This window comes from Agrobacterium vitis (genome assembly GCF_013426735.1).
Classification (GTDB): domain Bacteria; phylum Pseudomonadota; class Alphaproteobacteria; order Rhizobiales; family Rhizobiaceae; genus Allorhizobium; species Allorhizobium vitis_D.
Map to the genome: position 1 here is coordinate 455,404 of NZ_AP023272.1, position 18,266 is coordinate 473,669.

The 18,266-nt window shown below is 59.5% G+C and carries 12 protein-coding genes; 6 read left to right on the forward strand and 6 right to left on the reverse strand.

Translation table 11 applies throughout. From position 1 onward, the window contains the following. Nucleotides 1-77: 77 nt before the first annotated feature. Nucleotides 78-653 carry a polyhydroxyalkanoate synthesis repressor PhaR gene (gene phaR / locus H1Y61_RS02050; protein WP_015917562.1) on the forward strand — a complete coding sequence of 192 codons (576 nt, stop codon included), beginning with the start codon at nt 78-80 and terminating at the stop codon, nt 651-653. A 158-nt stretch (nt 654-811) separates the two neighbouring features. Here phaR and rpmF read toward each other — a convergent pair whose 3' ends face one another. The 3 genes from rpmF to mtgA form a co-directional block, all read right to left on the reverse strand. Beyond that, a complete protein-coding gene (gene rpmF / locus H1Y61_RS02055) occupies nt 812-997 on the reverse strand; it encodes a 50S ribosomal protein L32 (protein ID WP_007604390.1) in 186 nt (61 codons plus the stop codon). 198 nt (nt 998-1,195) lie between these two features. Continuing rightward, nucleotides 1,196-1,855 (reverse strand): glutathione S-transferase family protein, encoded by a 660-nt coding sequence (locus H1Y61_RS02060; RefSeq protein WP_180573574.1) that lies wholly within the window; start codon nt 1,853-1,855, stop codon nt 1,196-1,198. Between the two features lie 72 nt (nt 1,856-1,927). Beyond that, nucleotides 1,928-2,596 carry a monofunctional biosynthetic peptidoglycan transglycosylase gene (gene mtgA, locus H1Y61_RS02065; RefSeq protein WP_235680866.1) on the reverse strand — a complete coding sequence of 223 codons (669 nt, stop codon included), beginning with the start codon at nt 2,594-2,596 and terminating at the stop codon, nt 1,928-1,930. A gap of 286 nt (nt 2,597-2,882) precedes the next feature. Between mtgA and H1Y61_RS02070 the strand changes: the two genes are divergently transcribed. Together H1Y61_RS02070 and H1Y61_RS02075 are read left to right on the forward strand one after the other, a co-directional pair. After that, the gene (locus H1Y61_RS02070) at nt 2,883-3,779 is read left to right on the forward strand and encodes a polyprenyl synthetase family protein (RefSeq protein WP_180573575.1); all 897 of its coding nucleotides are present in this window, start codon (nt 2,883-2,885) and stop codon (nt 3,777-3,779) included. 88 nt (nt 3,780-3,867) lie between these two features. Continuing rightward, complete coding sequence (locus H1Y61_RS02075; RefSeq protein WP_180573576.1) at nt 3,868-4,506, forward strand: LysE family translocator; 639 nt, start codon at nt 3,868-3,870, stop codon at nt 4,504-4,506. 91 nt (nt 4,507-4,597) lie between these two features. Here H1Y61_RS02075 and H1Y61_RS02080 read toward each other — a convergent pair whose 3' ends face one another. The 3 genes from H1Y61_RS02080 to H1Y61_RS02090 form a co-directional block, all read right to left on the reverse strand. Beyond that, nucleotides 4,598-5,263 (reverse strand): OmpA family protein, encoded by a 666-nt coding sequence (locus H1Y61_RS02080; RefSeq protein WP_015917557.1) that lies wholly within the window; start codon nt 5,261-5,263, stop codon nt 4,598-4,600. 106 nt (nt 5,264-5,369) lie between these two features. Continuing rightward, a complete protein-coding gene (gene ispG / locus H1Y61_RS02085) occupies nt 5,370-6,620 on the reverse strand; it encodes a flavodoxin-dependent (E)-4-hydroxy-3-methylbut-2-enyl-diphosphate synthase (RefSeq protein WP_015917556.1) in 1,251 nt (416 codons plus the stop codon). An 87-nt stretch (nt 6,621-6,707) separates the two neighbouring features. Next, nucleotides 6,708-7,862: an MFS transporter gene (locus tag H1Y61_RS02090; protein ID WP_180573577.1), complete on the reverse strand. Its 1,155-nt coding sequence runs from the start codon at nt 7,860-7,862 to the stop codon at nt 6,708-6,710. A 531-nt stretch (nt 7,863-8,393) separates the two neighbouring features. Here H1Y61_RS02090 and H1Y61_RS02095 point away from each other — a divergent pair. The 3 genes from H1Y61_RS02095 (at nt 8,394) to H1Y61_RS02105 (ending at nt 18,259) form a co-directional block, all read left to right on the forward strand. Continuing rightward, a complete protein-coding gene (locus H1Y61_RS02095) occupies nt 8,394-15,977 on the forward strand; it encodes a type I polyketide synthase (RefSeq protein WP_180573578.1) in 7,584 nt (2,527 codons plus the stop codon). A gap of 114 nt (nt 15,978-16,091) precedes the next feature. Further along, the gene (locus tag H1Y61_RS02100; protein WP_156531697.1) at nt 16,092-17,459 is read left to right on the forward strand and encodes an aminotransferase class I/II-fold pyridoxal phosphate-dependent enzyme; all 1,368 of its coding nucleotides are present in this window, start codon (nt 16,092-16,094) and stop codon (nt 17,457-17,459) included. 11 nt (nt 17,460-17,470) lie between these two features. Continuing rightward, nucleotides 17,471-18,259 carry an SDR family NAD(P)-dependent oxidoreductase gene (locus tag H1Y61_RS02105; protein ID WP_174112083.1) on the forward strand — a complete coding sequence of 263 codons (789 nt, stop codon included), beginning with the start codon at nt 17,471-17,473 and terminating at the stop codon, nt 18,257-18,259. The last annotated feature ends 7 nt before the right edge of the window (nt 18,260-18,266 follow it).

An 18,266-nucleotide genomic window follows, 5' to 3' on the forward strand; every position in this document is an offset into this window, starting at 1 on the left:
ACGCCCGTCGATTTGCGATTACACTTCCCTCTCAGGGAAGAGCAATAATAACGACATAAGCCGGGTTAGGAGACACAATGGCCAAGACCGATGGCGAAATCATCATTAAGAAATATGCCAATCGCCGCCTCTACAACACGGGGACCAGTACCTATGTGACGCTGGAAGATCTGGCCAAGATGGTAAAAAAGGGCGAGGAGTTCACCGTGCAGGATGCAAAATCCGGCGAGGATATTACCCATTCTGTCCTGACCCAGATTATTTTCGAGCAGGAAGCCAAGACCACCAATACGTTGCTGCCGATTTCTTTCCTGCGCCAGTTGATCAGCTATTATGGCGATCAGATGCAGATGGTGGTGCCAAGCTTTCTCGAACATTCGATGAAAGCCTTTACCGAACAGCAATCCCAGATGCGCGACCAGATGACCCGCGCTTTCGGTGAGACACCACTTGCCAAGAATTTACAGGCACCGATCCAGTTGATGGAGGAGCAGGTCAAGCGCAATACCGAGATGTTCCATCAGGCCATGCAGATGTTTTCGCCCTTCATGACGCCGACGCCAGCACGCGAGACGAAGCGACCGGAAACCAAGGATATCGACGATCTGAAGGAGCAGTTGCGCAATCTGCAAACCAAGCTCGACAAGCTCTGACAACTGGTGCCGCAACGGCGTTGTGCAGGGGGTGTTTTCCTGCACCGCGCGGTTTGTAATATCTGTAAAGGACGCTGCAAGCAGGCGGTTTAATCAAAAAATGACAAAGAAAAAGGCCGGAAAAACCGGCCTTTTTTATATAGTCAGATAGAAAACGCTTATGCGCTTTCCTTCGGCGTCAGAACCTGACGGCCGCGATACATGCCGGTCTTCAGATCGATATGATGCGGACGGCGCAGTTCGCCGGAATTCTTGTCTTCGACATAGGTCGGAGCCTTCAGACCGTCGGCAGAACGGCGCATACCGCGCTTGGACGGGCTTGTTTTTCTTTTTGGTACAGCCATTTTAATTACTCCACGTGACGGTCGAAAACCGATGAACCGGCCCTTTTGGAGCCGCACAATCACTCATCCGATCTTCGAATTTGGCGGCCTTATACATGCCGCCCAGGGGTTTGACCAGTCCCCGGCGGGATTTTTTTGTCATCGTGCGGTCGCAAAACGACGCCTCTGCCCGGCCTTTGCAGGCATCGGGCAATCAGTTCAGGCCTCGTCCTCCGGCACGATCCAGGGTTCGGCCAGGGCAGCATCGCGCCACTTGATCCAGGCGGGATGGGCCTGCATGCGATCCATATAGGCAAGACTAACCGGATCGGCGGTCAGTTGATAGGCTGAAAAACGGTTGACCACAGGTGCATACATGGCATCCGCAGCGCTAAAGGCACCAAACAGGAAAGGACCGCCGGAACGGGCCAATTGCTGGTGCCAGATGGTTTCGATGCGGGAGACATCCGCCATCACCGCTGCCTTTGTCTCAGGGCTGAAGGCAAGCGCCTGTGGCGGGCGACGGAAATTCATCGGGCAGGCATTGCGCAAGGCCCGGAAGCCAGCCAGCATTTCGAGAGAAATTGCTCGAGCAACAGCCCGGTCCGACTGCGCCGATGGCCAAATGCCGGCATCTGGAAAAAGCTCCGCAGCATATTCGATAATGGCCAGCGATTCCCAGACCTTCACATCCCCATGCACGAGGACTGGCACCTGGCCGGTCGGCGATATGGCTTTGATGCCGGGATTGCCAGCTGGAAAGTCGAAGCGGATCAAAACCTCTTTGAAGTCGATCCCGGCTGCGGTCAGAGCAATCCAGGGTCGGAACGACCAGGAGGAATAATTCTTGTTGGCAATATAGAGTGTTAGGTCCGTCATCGGTTTTGTCTCCTGAAATGTCCGCAATCCTAACCGGCGCATACGGCTCAAAGCCAATGCCAAGTTTTGACATCATTTATCAATGCAGCTGATATATGGATCGGCGCCCCGGGCGCGACGCTCCACCATGGCGGCGAGCCGCCTTAGACCGGGGCCAGGCTTGCCAGCATTGCGGTCGATGGGATTGGGCAGGGAGACGGCGAGCAGGGCGGCCTGGCGGGCTGAAAGCCGGGCGGCCGGGATTTTGAAATGGTGGAGTGCTGCGGCCTCTGCACCGTAAATGCCTGGTCCCCATTCAGCGATATTGAGGTAAATTTCCATCGTCCGACGTTTCGACCAGACCTTGTCGGCGGTGAGAGCCAGGGGGATTTCCATACCCTTGCGGATGAAGGACCGGCTGTTCCACAAAAACAGGTTTTTCACTGTCTGCATGGTGATGGTGCTGGCGCCACGGGTTTCCTCTCCATCCAGCGCATCGTCGATCACCGAGCGCATCTGCACCCAGTCAACGCCGCTATGACTACAGAATTGCCCGTCCTCCGACATCATCACGGCGCGGATCAAATTGGGCGATATGCGCTCCAGCGGCACCCATTGCCGGTCATAGCCACGAAACAGAACGAGATTGGCCAGCATCAAGGTGGACGGCGGGTGAATGAAGGGCAGCAGATAGAGCGCCATCAGCGCGAAAGGCAAAAGGGCAACAGCAAGCAGTGCCTTGGCTATTCGATGCAGCACCAGCCGCCGGTCTCCTTTTTCGCCCTCCTGGTCGAGGTGCTCGTCTTGTCCGGGCACAGTCGCGTCCAGAGGGTCGATAGCATCAGGTGCGTTGTCCGTCGTCAATCCTGTCACCTGCCCCGACGCCTGCTTGATTTGCGCATTTGTTTTCTTAGCCGTGAATAAGGCTAAGCGCCAGACCAAGGCACTTTGGCGGGCCGATACCCCACAGATAGTCCTCAATACTCATTGTATCTTGCACCTTCTGAGGGCGCATGGCAAAGAGCAGCCGGCAAACCTGAGGCATGCGATGTTTGACGATCATCTCCGCGATACAGCCACGCGCATCCAGGCGCTGCTGACCGAGCTTTTGCAGCCTGAGCCTCTATCGGATGAAATCGCCAGGCCGGGTCAATTGCTGGCGGCAATGCGCCATGCCGTGCTGAACGGCGGCAAGCGGCTACGCCCATTTCTGGTAATGGAAAGCGCCCGGCTGTTTCATGGCCAGGACGATGCTGCCCTGCGGGTCGGGGCCGCGCTGGAATGCCTGCATTGCTACTCTCTCGTGCATGACGACTTGCCCGCCATGGATGACGACGATCTGCGTCGTGGCCAGCCAACTGTGCATATCGCCTTTGACGAGGCGACGGCCATTCTGGCCGGTGACAGCCTGCTGACTTTTGCCTTTGAAATCATTGCTGCGCCACAAACCACGCTTCCCGACGCAGCCAAGACCGCGCTGGTTCTGGCGCTGGCGCGGGCTGCCGGGCTTGGCGGCATGGCAGGTGGTCAGGCGCTGGATCTGGCTGCCGAGAAACACGCTCCAGATGAGACCGGCATCGTCACATTGCAGGCGATGAAAACCGGTGCACTGTTGCGCTTTGCCTGCGAGGCTGGACCAGTGATTGCCGGAGCGTCGGACGAGGACCGGCAGCGGTTGCGCCAGTTCGGCGAGTTGATCGGCCGGGCCTTCCAGCTTGCTGACGATCTCCTCGATTTGACGGCTGATGCTGCGACCATGGGCAAGGCGACGGGCAAGGATGCCGGGCGCGGTAAGGGGACTCTCGTCGCCCTCAAGGGCCAGACCTGGGCGGAAGCCGAGCTGGATCGGCTGGTCGATCAGGCGGTCGCATTGCTGTCTCACTATGGCGAACGCGCCGCAGTGTTGATGGCTGCCGCCCGTTTTGTCGCCAATCGCAAGAATTGAATTGCCACTGTGACAGGTTTTCAGGTGCGGACTCTGGTTTGATGTTTTAGGGCTCAGGGACTGTAATTCTCTCCTGAAAGCGCCTGACATGATTGCCGATCATTTTGCGCAGTTTTTCTCCGCCTATCTCGTCTATCTGGTCGCGGTGATCAGCCCCGGCCCGGCCAATATGGCGATTATCTCGACGGCCATATCGCAAGGGCGCAAGGCTGGTCTGGTGATTGCGCTTGGGATATTTGCAGGTTCGTTTACCTGGGCCATGGCTGCGTCCTTTGGCCTTGCCGCCTTGCTGCATCATTACGGCCAGGCCCTCATCCTGCTGAAAATCGCAGGCGGGCTTTATCTTTTCTATCTCGCCATCAAGGCCGGACTGTCTGCCTTGCGAAAACAACAGCCTGCCGGGGAGCAGGTCGAGGCGGTCAAGCGGGACCGTTATGGGTCAATCTTTCTGCGCGGCTATCTCATCCACTTGACCAATCCGAAAGCGATTTTCGGCTGGCTGGCGATTATTTCGCTGGGCGTGCCCGTGGATGCCTCACTAGGGTCCGTGGTGCTCGTGGTCGGTGGATGTCTGGTGACCGGGTTTTCAATCTTCTGCGGCTATGCTCTGGTGTTTTCGACCGCCCGGGCCGTGCATGTTTATCGGGCCAGCAGGTGCTATGTGGATGGCGTTCTGGCGCTTCTATTCGGCGCGGCGGGCGTGAAAATGCTGACAACCAGCTTGTGATAGGGCAGCTTGTGACAGGCCAGCTTATAACAAGAAAGCCGCCTTTCGGCGGCTTTCTTTGTTTTTGACTGGGCAGTGGCCTTGGCCGTAATCAATTGTCCTTGAGCGGCGAAATTGCCACTTCGACACGGCGGTTCTGAGCGCGGCCTTGTGGCGTGGCGTTGGTGGCAATCGGCTGGCTGGGGCCAAAGCCCATGGCCGACATGCGGCGCGGATCGACGCCCTGCGAGCCGAGATAGTTCAGCACCGATTCGGCGCGGCGCTGCGACAGATCCTGATTGTGCTGCAAGCCGCCGGTCGAGTCGGTATGGCCGTTAACATCGACCAGGGTGCGGTTGAACTTCTTCAGCACGATGGCGACCGAATTCAGCGTTGGATAGAACGGCGGCAACACCTGGTCCTGATCGGTCGGGAAAGTGATGTTGGACGGCATGTTGAGGATGATCCGGTCGCCTTGGCGGGTGACGGACACGCCGGTGCCCTGAAGCTGGGCGCGCAGTTCGGCTTCCTGATTGTCCATGTAACTGCCAATGGCGCCGCCTGCCAGCGCACCGATGCCAGCGCCGATCAGGGCGGCATTGCGCTTGCCGTGGCCGCCGCCGCCGACCGCCAGGCCGCCGAGCGCGCCGAGGCCCGCGCCAATCATCGCGCCACCGGCGGTGTTCGACATTTTCTGTTCGCCCGTATAGGGGTCTGTGGTGGTGCAGGCACTCAGATAGGTGGCAGTCAGGGCAAGAAGGATGAATTTCTTCAGCATCGGGATAGGGCTCCGTAGGTTCATTTCATCCTGAACATAGCAATTGCGGCAATATGAAGAAAACATGCCGCCTGCTACAGAATTGCTTGCTGACAGAACGGCTCTCTTACTCCGCTGCCGACCGCTGACCGTAGCGTTTTTCGATATAGTCGATCACCAGCGCCTCGAAATCCTCGGCGATTTTCGGACCACGCAATGTCAACGCCTTCTCACCGTCGATAAACACCGGTGCCGCCGGGTTTTCACCGGTACCGGGCAGGGAAATGCCGATATCGGCATGCTTGCTTTCCCCCGGGCCATTGACGATGCAGCCCATGACCGCGACATTCAGCCCTTCCACACCAGGATATTTTTCCCGCCAGACCGGCATATTCTTGCGGATATCGCTCTGGATCTTCTGCGCCAGCTCCTGGAACACCGTAGACGTGGTGCGCCCGCAGCCCGGACAGGCCGCAACGACCGGGATGAACTGGCGAAAGCCCATGACCTGCAACAGTTCCTGTGCCACCTGCACTTCGCGGGTCCGGTCGCCGTTCGGTTCTGGCGTCAGCGAAACGCGGATGGTGTCGCCGATGCCCTGTTGCAGGACATAGCCCATGGCCGCTGATGAGGCGACAATGCCTTTCGAGCCCATGCCCGCTTCCGTCAGGCCCAGATGCAGCGCATGGTCGGAGCGGGACGCCAGCATGGAATAGACGGCAATCAGATCCTGCACCTGGCTGACCTTGGCCGACAGGATGATGCGGTTGCGCGACAGGCCGATCTCTTCGGCCAGTTCGGCAGACAGAAGCGCCGATTGGCAGATCGCTTCACGGGTCACCTGCCGGGCCGAGAGCGGAAAGCCCTTGGCCTGGTTCTCGTCCATCAACTGGGTCAGCAATTCCTGGTCGAGCGAGCCCCAGTTGACGCCGATGCGCACAGGCTTGTCATAGCGGATCGCCATCTCAATGATATCGGCAAACTGCTTGTCCTTCTTGTCCTTGAAGCCGACATTGCCCGGATTGATCCGGTATTTGGCGAGCGCCTCGGCACAGGCTGGATGATCGGCCAGAAGCTTGTGACCGATATAGTGAAAGTCGCCGATCAGGGGGACATCAAGGCCGAGCCGCTCCAGACGGTCACGGATTTTCGGCACGGCAGCCGCACTCTCGTCGCGGTCCACGGTGATGCGGACGATTTCCGATCCGGCTTTATGCAGGGCTGCAACCTGCGCCACCGTGCCGTCAATATCGGCGGTATCGGTATTGGTCATCGACTGGACGACGACAGGCGCGCCGCCGCCGACAATGACGCCGCCGACATCGACGGCCACGGATGCGCGGCGTGGTTTCGGGTCAAAGTCTTCGGCTGGCGCCATGGTGGTCATCCCGATCTTGCGGATAATTCGCTTTCAGGTGGATCAATCATGTTCGCTTGTCAACATCGTGACAGCGGCTTGTGTCGATCAAACTTGGGGCCGGTCGGCATGCCGGGCAAGGCCGGAGAGCAGCAGGGCAACCAGAATCAGCACCGGAAGCACGCGAAACACCAGCGCCAGCGAGGTGTGTTCGGCGACAAAACCAATCAGCGATGGGGCCACCAGAATACCCGAATAGCCCATGGCACTGACCACCGACAGGCCGACGCCCGGCGCCATGCCCGGCAGATTGCCAGCGGCAGAAAAGGCGATGGGGACCAGGTTGGAAATGCCGATACCCATGATGGCAAAGCCGATGACGGCAGTCCATGGATCGGCAGCAAAGCCGGAAATGGCCGTGCCGATCATGGCGATCAGGGAGCAAATCCGCATGGTTTTCACCGCCCCCAGCCGGTCGCGGACGATGTCGCCGGCAAAGCGCATGATCGCCATGGTCAAGGAAAAGCCCGCATAGGCATAGCTTGAGGTGGCAATGGAGCCGCCCAGTTCATTGCGCAGATAAAAAGCCCCCCAGTCGAGCACCGCACCTTCCGGGATCATGCAAAACAGTGCGACAAGGCCAAGAAGCCAGGGCAGCGGCGTCATCGGCAGACGCGCCTTGCGATGCTCGGCATCGGGATGGGGCTGGTCGCGAAGGGTGATCGGCCAGGCAGCAAACAGCATCAGGGCGGCGAGGACCGTGGCGACAAGGCTATGCACCGTTGATCCAGCCATGGCCAACAGCGGCCCGCCAATGCTGGCGCCAATCAGGCCGCCGAGGCTCCAGAAGGCGTGGCAGGACGACATGATTGAGCGCCCCATCTGTCTTTCGGTCTCGACCGCATTGGCATTCATCGCCACATCCATGGCGCCCATGAAGCCGCCAAACAGGAAAATCGCCAGGGCCGCCAAGGGAATATTGGGAGCAACCGTCAGCAGGAGCAGCGTCGGTAGAAATATCAGCGCGCAGGCGAGCGTGACCCGGCGTGAGCCGTAGCGGGCAATCTGGGCACCAGCCACAGGCATGCAGGCGAGCGAGCCAAGCCCCAGAACGAGGATCATCAGACCAAGCTGTGCTTCGCTCAGGTCGAGATTGCGGGCGAATTCAGGGACTTTGGGCGCCCAGGAGCCGATAATGAAGCCGTTCATCAGGAACAGAAGTGAAACGGCCAGACGTTCCCTGGTGAAAAATCCTTGCTGCATGTCTGCACTCCTCCGAATGCGCGAAAACTCTCTTAAATCGATTAGAGTTGCAAGCGCAGACCGGGGGTTTGCGCTGTCACGAATCGTATCTTCCTGTTGGAAATGTTTGTTCAGGTGGGTGTTGATACCGACATTGCAATTTGGCGGGTTCCTTTGCAAAGGTCTAAAACCGCCATCCGTTTTGTCAAGAAACGACGAAATCGTCCATGAGGACAAAGGCACGAACCGTATCGGATAACCTGCTCATTTTAAGAGGAAATTCGAAACGGGCATGTTGGTTTTCGCTCTCATATCCGGCAGGATAGACGTGGTTTGCGGGGCGGGTTTCTCTCTGGCTGCCACCTCTCATCAGGTTAAAAAAATCGTTCTACGCCATAAGTTTCCGGCGGTTTTCTTTCATGAGGCGGATGCCTGCCTATGTGAATCCTGATTGACGCCCCTATGTCGCTTCTCTAAGTGAAGGACAATTATATCTGAGGACATCTGAAAGGCTATCAGACCTCGCTAAACTGTTGAGATCCGTACGAATAGATGACAGTAGAGATTATAGGGCGTGCCTGCGTGGCACCGGGGGCAAGATCTCCCGAAGAGTTGTTTGATCTTTTGCGTGCCGGCGCATGCACTGTCTCGACCTTGCCCGGGGATCGTTGGGATATTGCGCGCTACTGGCATCCCGAAATCGGCACGCCTGGCAAATATTACACCTTCGCTGCCGGTGTGATGGATGGAATCTATCAATTCGATCCCGCCCTGTTCGGCATGTCACGGCGTGAAGCCGCCTTTATGGACCCGCAGCAGCGCATCCTGCTGGAGTTGACCTGGCGGGCGCTGGAAGATGCCAATATCCCCGCCAATAGTCTGTCCGGCCAGAATGTCGCGGTCTATGTCGGTGCCTCCAGTTTCGACCATGCCAATCTGGCGGCGGAAGATCCGGCTGGTCCCGGTCCGCATTTCATGACCGGCAATACGCTATCGGTCGTCTCCAACCGTATCTCTCATGTCTTCGGCCTGAATGGTCCGAGCATGACGGTCGATACGGCCTGCTCGTCCTCGCTGGTCGCACTCGATCACGCGGTGCGCGCGATTGCGTCTGGCGAGGTTGACACCGCCATTGTTGCCGGTGTCAACGTTCTGGTCCATCCGCTGCCTTTCGTTGGCTTTGCGCAGGCGCGCATGCTGTCGATCGACGGTTTGTGCAAGGCCTATGCCAATGACGGTATCGGGTATGTTCGGGCCGAAGGCGGTGCCGTGCTGGTGCTGCGATCTAGCGATAAGGCCCGGCGCGAAGGCGACCGCAGCCACGCGACTATTGTTGCCAGCGGCACCAATGCAGCCGGGCGCACCAACGGTATTTCGCTGCCGTCGCGCGAGGCGCAGGCCGTTCTGTTGCGCGCCGTCTATGACGACAATGGTCTCGACCCGGATCGGCTGGCCTTTATCGAAGGCCATGGCACCGGCACCAAGGTCGGCGATCCCGCCGAAGTCTGGTCGCTTGGCACGGTCATCGGCCAGCGTCGCAAGGAACCTGTGTGGATCGGCTCGATCAAAACCAATATCGGTCATACCGAACCCGCATCCGGCCTGCTTGGCGTGATGAAGGCGATGATGGCTTTGCAGCACGACCTGCTTCCGGCCTCGCTGCATTTCAATGAGCCGAATGACACGATTGATTTCGATGGCCTGAATGTCCGGGTTGCCTCGCAGGCCGTTGCACTGGCACGCGATGGTGCGCCGCGCCTTGCCGGAATCAACTCCTTTGGCTTTGGCGGCGCCAATGCACATGTGGTGATTGCCGATCCGCAGAGACCTGATTTGGTGCCTGGTTTGGCGCAAGACGCGGCTAATCCAGCCGGTGCCGGTCGCTTGTTCATGGCCAGCGCCCACTCTCAGGAAAGCCTGAAAGCGTTGCTGGACAGTTACGACAAGGCCTTTGCGGCCGCTGGAAGCGATGGTGATCTGGAAGACCTGATCTCGGCGGCCGCCTCCAACCGTGCGCCGCTCCGGCACCGTTTCGTTGCCAGTGGCAGCGCGGATGCCATCGTCAAGGCAGTGCAGGAACGGCTTGCCACAGCGAAGACCGGCGGCGAAACCGGCGAAGCCTTGTCGCGCAACGGCAAGCTCGCCTTCGTGTTTTCTGGCAATGGCGCCCAATGGGCGGGCATGGGTCTTGATGCCTACCGGGCAAACGCCCGCTTCCGCGAGAGCTATGAGCGGATCGCCACGCTCTTTACGGCGCATTCGGACCTTGACCTCGTTGCGGCCTTGACTGATCCGGATCTGGAAGCCCGATTGAAAGATACCAGGCTTGCCCAGCCTATGCTGTTTGCCATCCAGGCCTCGCTGTCGGATGCGCTGCAACTTGCCGGTCTGGTGCCGGATGCTGTTTACGGTCATTCGGTCGGTGAAGTGGCTGCCGCCTATGTATCGGGTGCGCTGTCGCTGAAGGATGCCGTCTGTGTCATCGCCAAACGGTCGCAGCATCAGGCGGTGCTGGCCGGTGAAGGCACGATGGCGGCCCTGAAGCTTGGCGAGGCCGATGCGCGCGCCATGCTGGCCGAGCTTGGCTTTGATGACCTGACGATTGCCGCGATCAATGCGCCCAATTCGGTGACCGTCTCGGGTCGTGAAGACGCGATCCGGGCACTGAGAGAACATGCCCGCAAGCAGCGGGTGCCAGCCCAGGTGCTGGACATTGACTATCCCTTCCATCATCCGCTGATCGATAAGGCGAAGGCTGCCTTTTCCGCCGATCCGCCGCTGATTACCCCGCGCCAGACCACCCTTCCATTCATCTCCACGGTGACGGGTGAGCAACTGGAGGGCACCGCACTGACTTCGGATTACTGGTGGAAGAATGTCCGCCAGCCGGTGCAGTTCCAAGGGGCGACGGAAGCGGCCATCGCGCTTGGTTGCACCGTGTTCGTTGAAATTTCTCCGCGTGCGATCCTTGGCGGCTATGTGTCGGAAACGGCGCAGCATGTGTCTTCGACGGTTGCCGTCAGTGCCAGCCTTAGCCGTGAGGCTCTGGATGAGACGGTCGATCCGGTGGCGCGGGCTTTGGCGCGTGCTGTCGCCAGCGGCGCCAAGGTGGATGAGGCCAAGGTCTTCGGTCCGCGCCGCGCCGATATCGTCCTGCCGGGCGTGCCTTTCGAGCGGGCCGATCTGCGACCGGAGCCGACCAGTGACCGCGTCGATCTCTATGGCCGGTTCGGCCAGACGGCCTATCGGTTGAGCGGCTGGCGGGTCGATTTGAATGGCGGGCATTGGAAAAACCATCTCGACGCGCACCTGTTTCCGGATCTGGCCGAACATGTGGTCGATGGCCGGGCCATTTTGCCGGGCAGCGGTTTTGTGGAAATTGCCATTTCGGCGGCGCAGGCGCATTTCGGCTCCGACCAGCTTGAGATCAGCAATGTCGAGATCATGCGACCGCTGGAATTGAGCGACAGCCGGATCGTCGAACTTTCCACGCTGATTTCCGCCGCGACCGGCGATGTTCAGATCCGCTCGCGCGAGCGGCTGAGCGATGACGACTGGACGGTGAATGCGGTTGCCCGGGTTCGCAAGCTCACGGCCTCCGAACTGGACGATGCCGTGGATTTCGACCTGTCCAGCCCGACATCAGAGCTGGATAAATCTGCCGCCTATCGGACGGCGCGCAATTTCGGCCTGGATTATGGGCCGCGCTTCCAATTGCTGGAAAAGGCGATCTGCCATGGCGAGCGGCTTGTCGAAGTGTTCCTGAAGCCGGCAGCCGCGCCGGGTCACCCGTTGCTGCGCTATAATCTCAACCCGATGTCGGTTGATGCGATGTTCCACGGGTTGGTGGCGCTGTTTGGCCGCTTCAGCGGCGAGCAGGGTGGTGCGCCTTATATTCCCGTGCGTTTCGGACGTGTCCGCACATGGGTTCTCGGTCGCCCGGTCCATCGGGCGGTGATCGAGATCGAACGGATCAGCGACAGCTCGATCAAGGCCAATTTTCATCTCTATAGTGAGACGGGCGAGCGGATCGCCAGCTTGAGCGATAGCCGGTTCCGACGCACCTATCTGAAGCAGCACAAGACGCTTGACGGACTTGCCTATCATTATGAAACCATCGCGCTACCCCTGGTGAAAGATCAGGGTGCGGCCCTGGTTGCACCGTTGGGTGATGTTTTCGCATGTCAGGAACGTGAGCTGGACAATGCCACGGTGCTGATCCAGGCCTGCGTGCTCAGCGCCTTCTATGCGCTGGCCGAGTGCCTTGCCGGTCAAGATCGGCGCGTGTCGCTGGTCGATCTGCCGGGCGATGTGCGGTTGCGGCGGTTCCTGACCAATGCCCTGCACAGTCTGACCGATAGCGGCTTTGCCCAGTATGCGGATGGCAGCTGGACGCTTGAAGATGGCAGCGATCTTCCGCCCGCTTTCGAGCTGATCCGGGAACTCTATCGGGATTTCCCGGAACGCACCGTTGAACTGGTGATGATCAATGACGTGCTGACAGCCGTTAATGCAGCGCTCAATCAGCCTGCAGGTGTTGTGGACGAGGGTTTGGATTGGGACGGGGTGATCAGCGAAGCGACGCTGGACCATTTCGCCGTTCATTCCACGCTCGCCACCGAGAGTCATAGGGTGTTGTTGAAGGCTGTGATCGACTGTCTCTCGACCTTGGATGCCGATGCGCCGCCGCTGGTGGTCGAGCTTGGCGCCAGCTCGCTTCACCTTAGCCGCAAGCTCGCCGATCTGGTTCGTGCGGCTGGCGGCAATATGGTGATTTACGAGCCTGAGGCAGGCCTGCGCCGTAATCTGGAACTGTCTTTCGAGGCTGATCCGCGCGTCACTGTCGTGGACGCAAAGGGATTGGACCAACTTTCTCTGCTGAAAGCGCCGGTCGATCTAATTGCCAGCGCCCATGCCGATCTTTGCCGCTTGCTGGATGGTGAAATGCTGGCACGGCTCAGCCATGGCGCGTTGGCCTCGGCCCGTCGCCTTATCGCCGTGCAACCAGCGCCCGGCCTATTGCATGATTTCGCCTTCGGTCTGCTGGATGGCTGGTTCGACAGGACGGTTTCGGAGGAATTTCCGCTCGGCCGATTTGGCGGTAGCGAAGACTGGATGAAATCCCTGCAACAGGCCGGTTTTGCTGCGGCCCATGCCCGGCAAGTGCAGGTGGATGGCGGTAGCCTTATCGTGGCGGAAGCCCAGGGCCGGGCTGACGTGGCTGAGCCATATGATGCGACGCGTCAGGACGGTGGGTCGGTGGACGAGGTTGTTGCCAGCGGGCCGGTGATCATCGTTCATGAAAAAACTGCGGATCTTGCCCGACTTTCGGCGGCAGCAAGAGCGCTTGGTGGTTCCCAGGTGTCTTTGCTGTGTCTGTCAGGCAGCTTTGAAACGGACCGCTCGATGCTGGCCGACGCACTGGGCAAGGCTGGATCAGCCTTGGGCGGAATGGTCTGGCTGATGCCGGATACCGATGCGGCTGCGGATGGATCGCTGCTGTTGCAGGACAGGGTCGGCGCTCTTAGCGCGCTGGCCATGGCGCTTGGCGATGTTGCGGCATCAGCGTCTGATGCTGCGAGGACGCTTCCGGTCACTCTGGTTCTGCCCGGCGGTGCGCCCGTCACCGGCTTTACCGGCAAGGACTTGACCCGCTCCAGTCATGCGGGGCCTGTCAATGCAGGTCTCTGGGCCTTTGCCCGCGTATTGCGCAATGAGTTCGACCTGTTCGACATGCAGGTCGTCGATACCGGACCCTCCAGCAATACGCTGGAAATCATGCTGGACTGGGGCATGCGCCTGCTGGCCGCCAAGGGCGACAACCGCGAATGGCTGGTGGAGCCGGAAACCGGGCGGATGGCCGAGATTCGTGCCGTGCCTGGTCCGGCCCCGCTGACGGCGCAGCGTACCGATGCTTTTGAGGCAGCGGTCATTCGCCAGCAGGTGCCGTCGCAGGTCGCCAGCATCCGCTGGGAAAGCTGCCCGGTCCCAGTCATCGGCCCCACCGAAGTGCTGGTGAAGACCGCAGCGACAGGCTTGAATTTCCGCGACGTGATGTGGGCCATGGGTCTGCTGCCGGAAGAGGCGCTTGAGGACGGCTTTGCCGGGGCTTCCATCGGCATGGAATTTGCCGGTGAAGTGGTCGCTGTCGGTGCCAAGGTGAGCGATCTTGCCCTCGGTGACAAGGTGATGGCGATCGCTGCTGCGGCTTTCGGCACCCATGTCAAGGTTGAGCGGGCTGGTGTGGCCAAGTTGCCGGATGGCGTGGACCCGGTTTCGGCGGCGACCATTCCGGTGGTCTTCCTGACCGCCTATTATGCCATCCATGAGCTTGGGCGGGTACGTCCGGGCGAAACCATCCTTATTCACGGTGCCGCTGGCGGCGTCGGGCTTGCGGCTTTGCAGGTCGCCCGGCATTTCGGCGCCAAGATCATTGCCACGGCTGGCACAGAAGAAAAGCGGCGCTTCCTGGAAACGCTGGGGGCGGATCATGTGTTCGACAGCCGCTCGCTCGGTTTTGTCGGCGATGTGCTTGACGTGACCGGTGGTAAAGGTGTCGATCTGGTGTTGAACTCGCTGTTTGGCGAGGCGATGGAAAAATCCCTGTCGCTGGTCAAGCCGTTCGGGCGTTTCCTTGAGCTTGGCAAGCGCGATTATTACGCCGACAGCAAGATCGGTCTGCGGCCATTCCGTCGCAATGTCAGCTATTTCGGCATCGATGCCGACCAATTGCTGGTCCTGCATCCCGATCTGTCTCGCCGCATGCTGGCCGAGATCGGCGGCCTGTTCGAGCAGGGCGTGTTCACGCCGCTGCCGTTCCGCGCCTTTGAACATGACGAGATCGGCGATGCCTTCCGCCTGATGCAGAATGCTGGCCATATCGGCAAGATCGTCGTGCTGCCGCCGGTTGCGGGTCGTGACCGCGTGGCGGTAAAGTCTGCGCGCCGGATGGTGGTTGATGCGGATGGCATGCATCTGGTGGTCGGCGGTATCGGCGGTTTCGGCCTTGCCGCCGCCGATTGGCTGGTAGAGCAGGGCGCGCGCCATATCGCTTTATCGACGCGGCGCGGGCTGGTTGATGCGGAGACACAGACCGTTGTTGACCGCTGGGCCAAGCAGGGCGTGACGGCCTATATTCGCGGCTGCGACGTGACCAGTGAAGCGGCCTTGTCGGCGCTTTTGACCGAGCTACGCGCCATTGCGCCGTTGAAGACCGTTATCCATGCGGCAATGGTGCTGGACGATGCCTTCATCTCCAATTTGACGCGGGCGCGAAACCAGCCGGTGATCGACGTCAAGGCCAAGGGTGCTGTACTTCTTGACCGGTTGACCCGGCAGGACGGGATCGACAATTTCATTCTGTTTTCGTCGATCACCACCTATGTCGGCAATCCCGGTCAGGGCAATTATGTCGCTGCGAACGGCTTCCTGGAAGGCTTGGCGCGGGCGCGTCGCGCCGATGGTCTGCCTGGTCTTGCCATCGGCTTCGGAGCAATCGGCGATGCCGGTTATCTGGCCCGCAATGCGCAGGTCAATGAACGGCTTGGACGCCGGATTGGCAAAACGGCGCTGGATGCCCGCGATGCGCTGGCGACGGTCGCCCGCTATATCGCCGCCGATACCGGTTCCGTCGATGCGGCTGTGGTGATGATTTCCGAATTCGACTGGGCTGCTGCACATTCGCTTTCCGTGGTCAACGAACCCTTGTTTTCGCTGATTATGCGCCGCAGCAACCAGCATGCCGGTGGCAGTGAGGGTGGCGAGATCGATCTGGTGGCGCTGATTGATGGCAAGGCGCCGGCTGCGGCGCAGGACGTGCTGTTTACGGTGCTTGCCGGTGAAATTGCCGATACGCTGCGGGTGCCCAAGGAAAGCATCGGGCTGAACAGCGTGCTGAAGGACATCGGGCTGGACAGTTTGATGGCTGTCGAACTGGGGATGAATTTCGAGCAGAATACCGGCTTTGACATTCCCCTCAGCAGCCTTGCCGACAACGCCACTGTCGGAGACCTGACGCGACGCCTCTATGAAAAAGTCAGCCTGCGCGGACGGACAGGCGACAAGGATGAAGCGCTACCTGAGGACAGCAAGATCATGGACGATCTGCATCGTCGCCACAGCGGGCAGGACCAGTAAAACTGGCCCAGTTTTTGCTGTCCGTTACGCTGCTGTTCATGTTTGTGTTGATAAACATCATTCTGTTCGGCATAGGTGATAGACGATTGACTAAAATTCTAGGGTTTTCTGCGGATGAATGAGAACAAGCGTCAGGATCTGCTGGCCCGTATGCGTGGCGTACAAAAGGATGTGGACCGGAGCCGGGCCAGCCGCAGCCAGCAGAGCGTGTCGCGCAGCCAGCCAGGTTTTGCCGAATTGCCTGAATATAAGCAGGTGGTGATGCAGAAGCTTGTCAGCGAGCAACTGAACATGCCCAATCCGTTTTACCGGGCGCATGAGAGCGCCTCCGGGGCAACGGCTGATATCGACGGGCGCGCCTATGATAATTTTGCCTCCTATGATTATCTCGGCTTGAACAGTGATCCACGCATTCGCGATGCCGCCATGGCGGCCATCGACCAGTTCGGTATCTCGGCCTCCGCCAGCCGGCTTGTTGCCGGTGAGCGCACCATCCATGCCGAGCTGGAAAAGGCCTTTGCCAAAAATTACCAGACCGAGGACGCCATCTGTTTCGTCAGCGGCTATCTCACCAATGTCACGACCATCGGCAGCTTGATGGGGCCGAAAGACCTGGTGATCCATGACGAGTTCATTCACAACAGCGCCCTGACGGGCATCAAGCTGTCGGGTGCCAATCGCCGCTTCTTCAAGCATAATGACATGGCGGACCTGGACCGTATTCTTGCGAGCCTCGCCCCCTTGCATGAACGAATCCTGGTGATCTCCGAGGGCATTTTCTCCATGGATGGAGACGTTGCCGATCTGCCGGGCCTTCTTGCATTGAAAAAGCAGTATAATTTCTGGCTGATGATGGACGAGGCCCATTCTCTGGGCGTACTTGGACAGCGTGGCCACGGCATTTTCGAACATTTCAATCTCGATCCAGCCGATGTCGATATCTGGATGGGGACGCTGTCGAAAACCACCTGTAGCTGCGGCGGCTATGTTGCCGGCAGTGAAGCGCTGATCACGCTGTTGAAGGCGCAGGCCGGTGGTTTCGTTTATAGTGTCGGCTTGGCACCAGCGCTGGCGGCTGCGGCCATCGCCAGCCTGTCGGTGCTGGACGAGGAGCCGGACCGGGTAGAGGCTTTGCGTCGCAACAGCCAGCTTTTCCTGGAGCAAGCCAAGCTACGGGGGCTGGATACCGGTCTGAGCGAAGGTTTCTCGGTGGTGCCTGTGATCGTTGCCGATTCGGTGCGCGCTGTGCAGCTTTCCAATGAATTGTTCGAGGCAGGCATCAATGCGCTGCCGATCATCTATCCCGCAGTACCGGAAGGTCTGGCACGTCTGCGGTTCTTCATCACCAGCGCCCACACGCCCGACCAGATTACCCGCAGCGTGGACAAGGTGGCGGACATTCTGGATCGGCTGAAGGCCGAGAATTTCGGCATGGGCTCGATGGATGTCCAGAAGGTCATGCTGCAATTGGCGCAGCGCTGAAGGACAAGAGCGTGAACAGCCGCAATTCGCCGCGTCATGTGATCATTACCGGCGGATCGAGCGGGATCGGGCTGGCCTTGGCGAAAGCCTATCTGTTGGCCGGGTCAAAGGTCAGTCTTGTTGCTCGCTCGCTGGTGCGGCTTGAGACGGCTCGCAGCCAGCTGCCGGAAGCCTGTTTTTCACATATTGGACTTCATGCTGCGGATGTAACGGATTATCAGGCTCTGTCGGCTGCCTTATTGGCTGCTGAGGATAGTTTCGGACCCTGCGATTTGCTGATGACCTGTGCTGGTATTGTTCATCCGGCCAGCATGGATGCCATGGACGTGGCGGATGCGCGCCAGCAACTTGACGTCAATGTCATGGGAACGATCCATGCCGTTAAAGCACTGTGGGCGGGGATGACAGCGCGGGGCGGCACCATGCTGTTGGTTTCTTCCGGGGCCGCATTCATTGGTCTGCATGGCTATGGTCCCTATTGCGCCTCCAAGGCGGCACTGGTCGGGCTGGCCGATTCGCTGCGCATGGAAGCGTTTGGCACCAAGCTGAGGGTGGCGATCTGTTTTCCGCCCGATACCGATACACCGCAACTTGCCGCAGAATTACCCTTGCGCTCGCCCCAGGCACAGCGCGTTATGGGGACCGTTAAGCCCTGGAATGCAGATGCTGTGGCGGCACGCATCGTTCGCCAGCTACAAAAAGGTCGCCGCGACATTGTCTTCGGGATGACGCTCCTGCTGCTCGCTCGCTTCGGCTCGCTGGTGCGTCCGGTTTTATATTGGTGGTATAGCCGCCGTTGACAGTGTG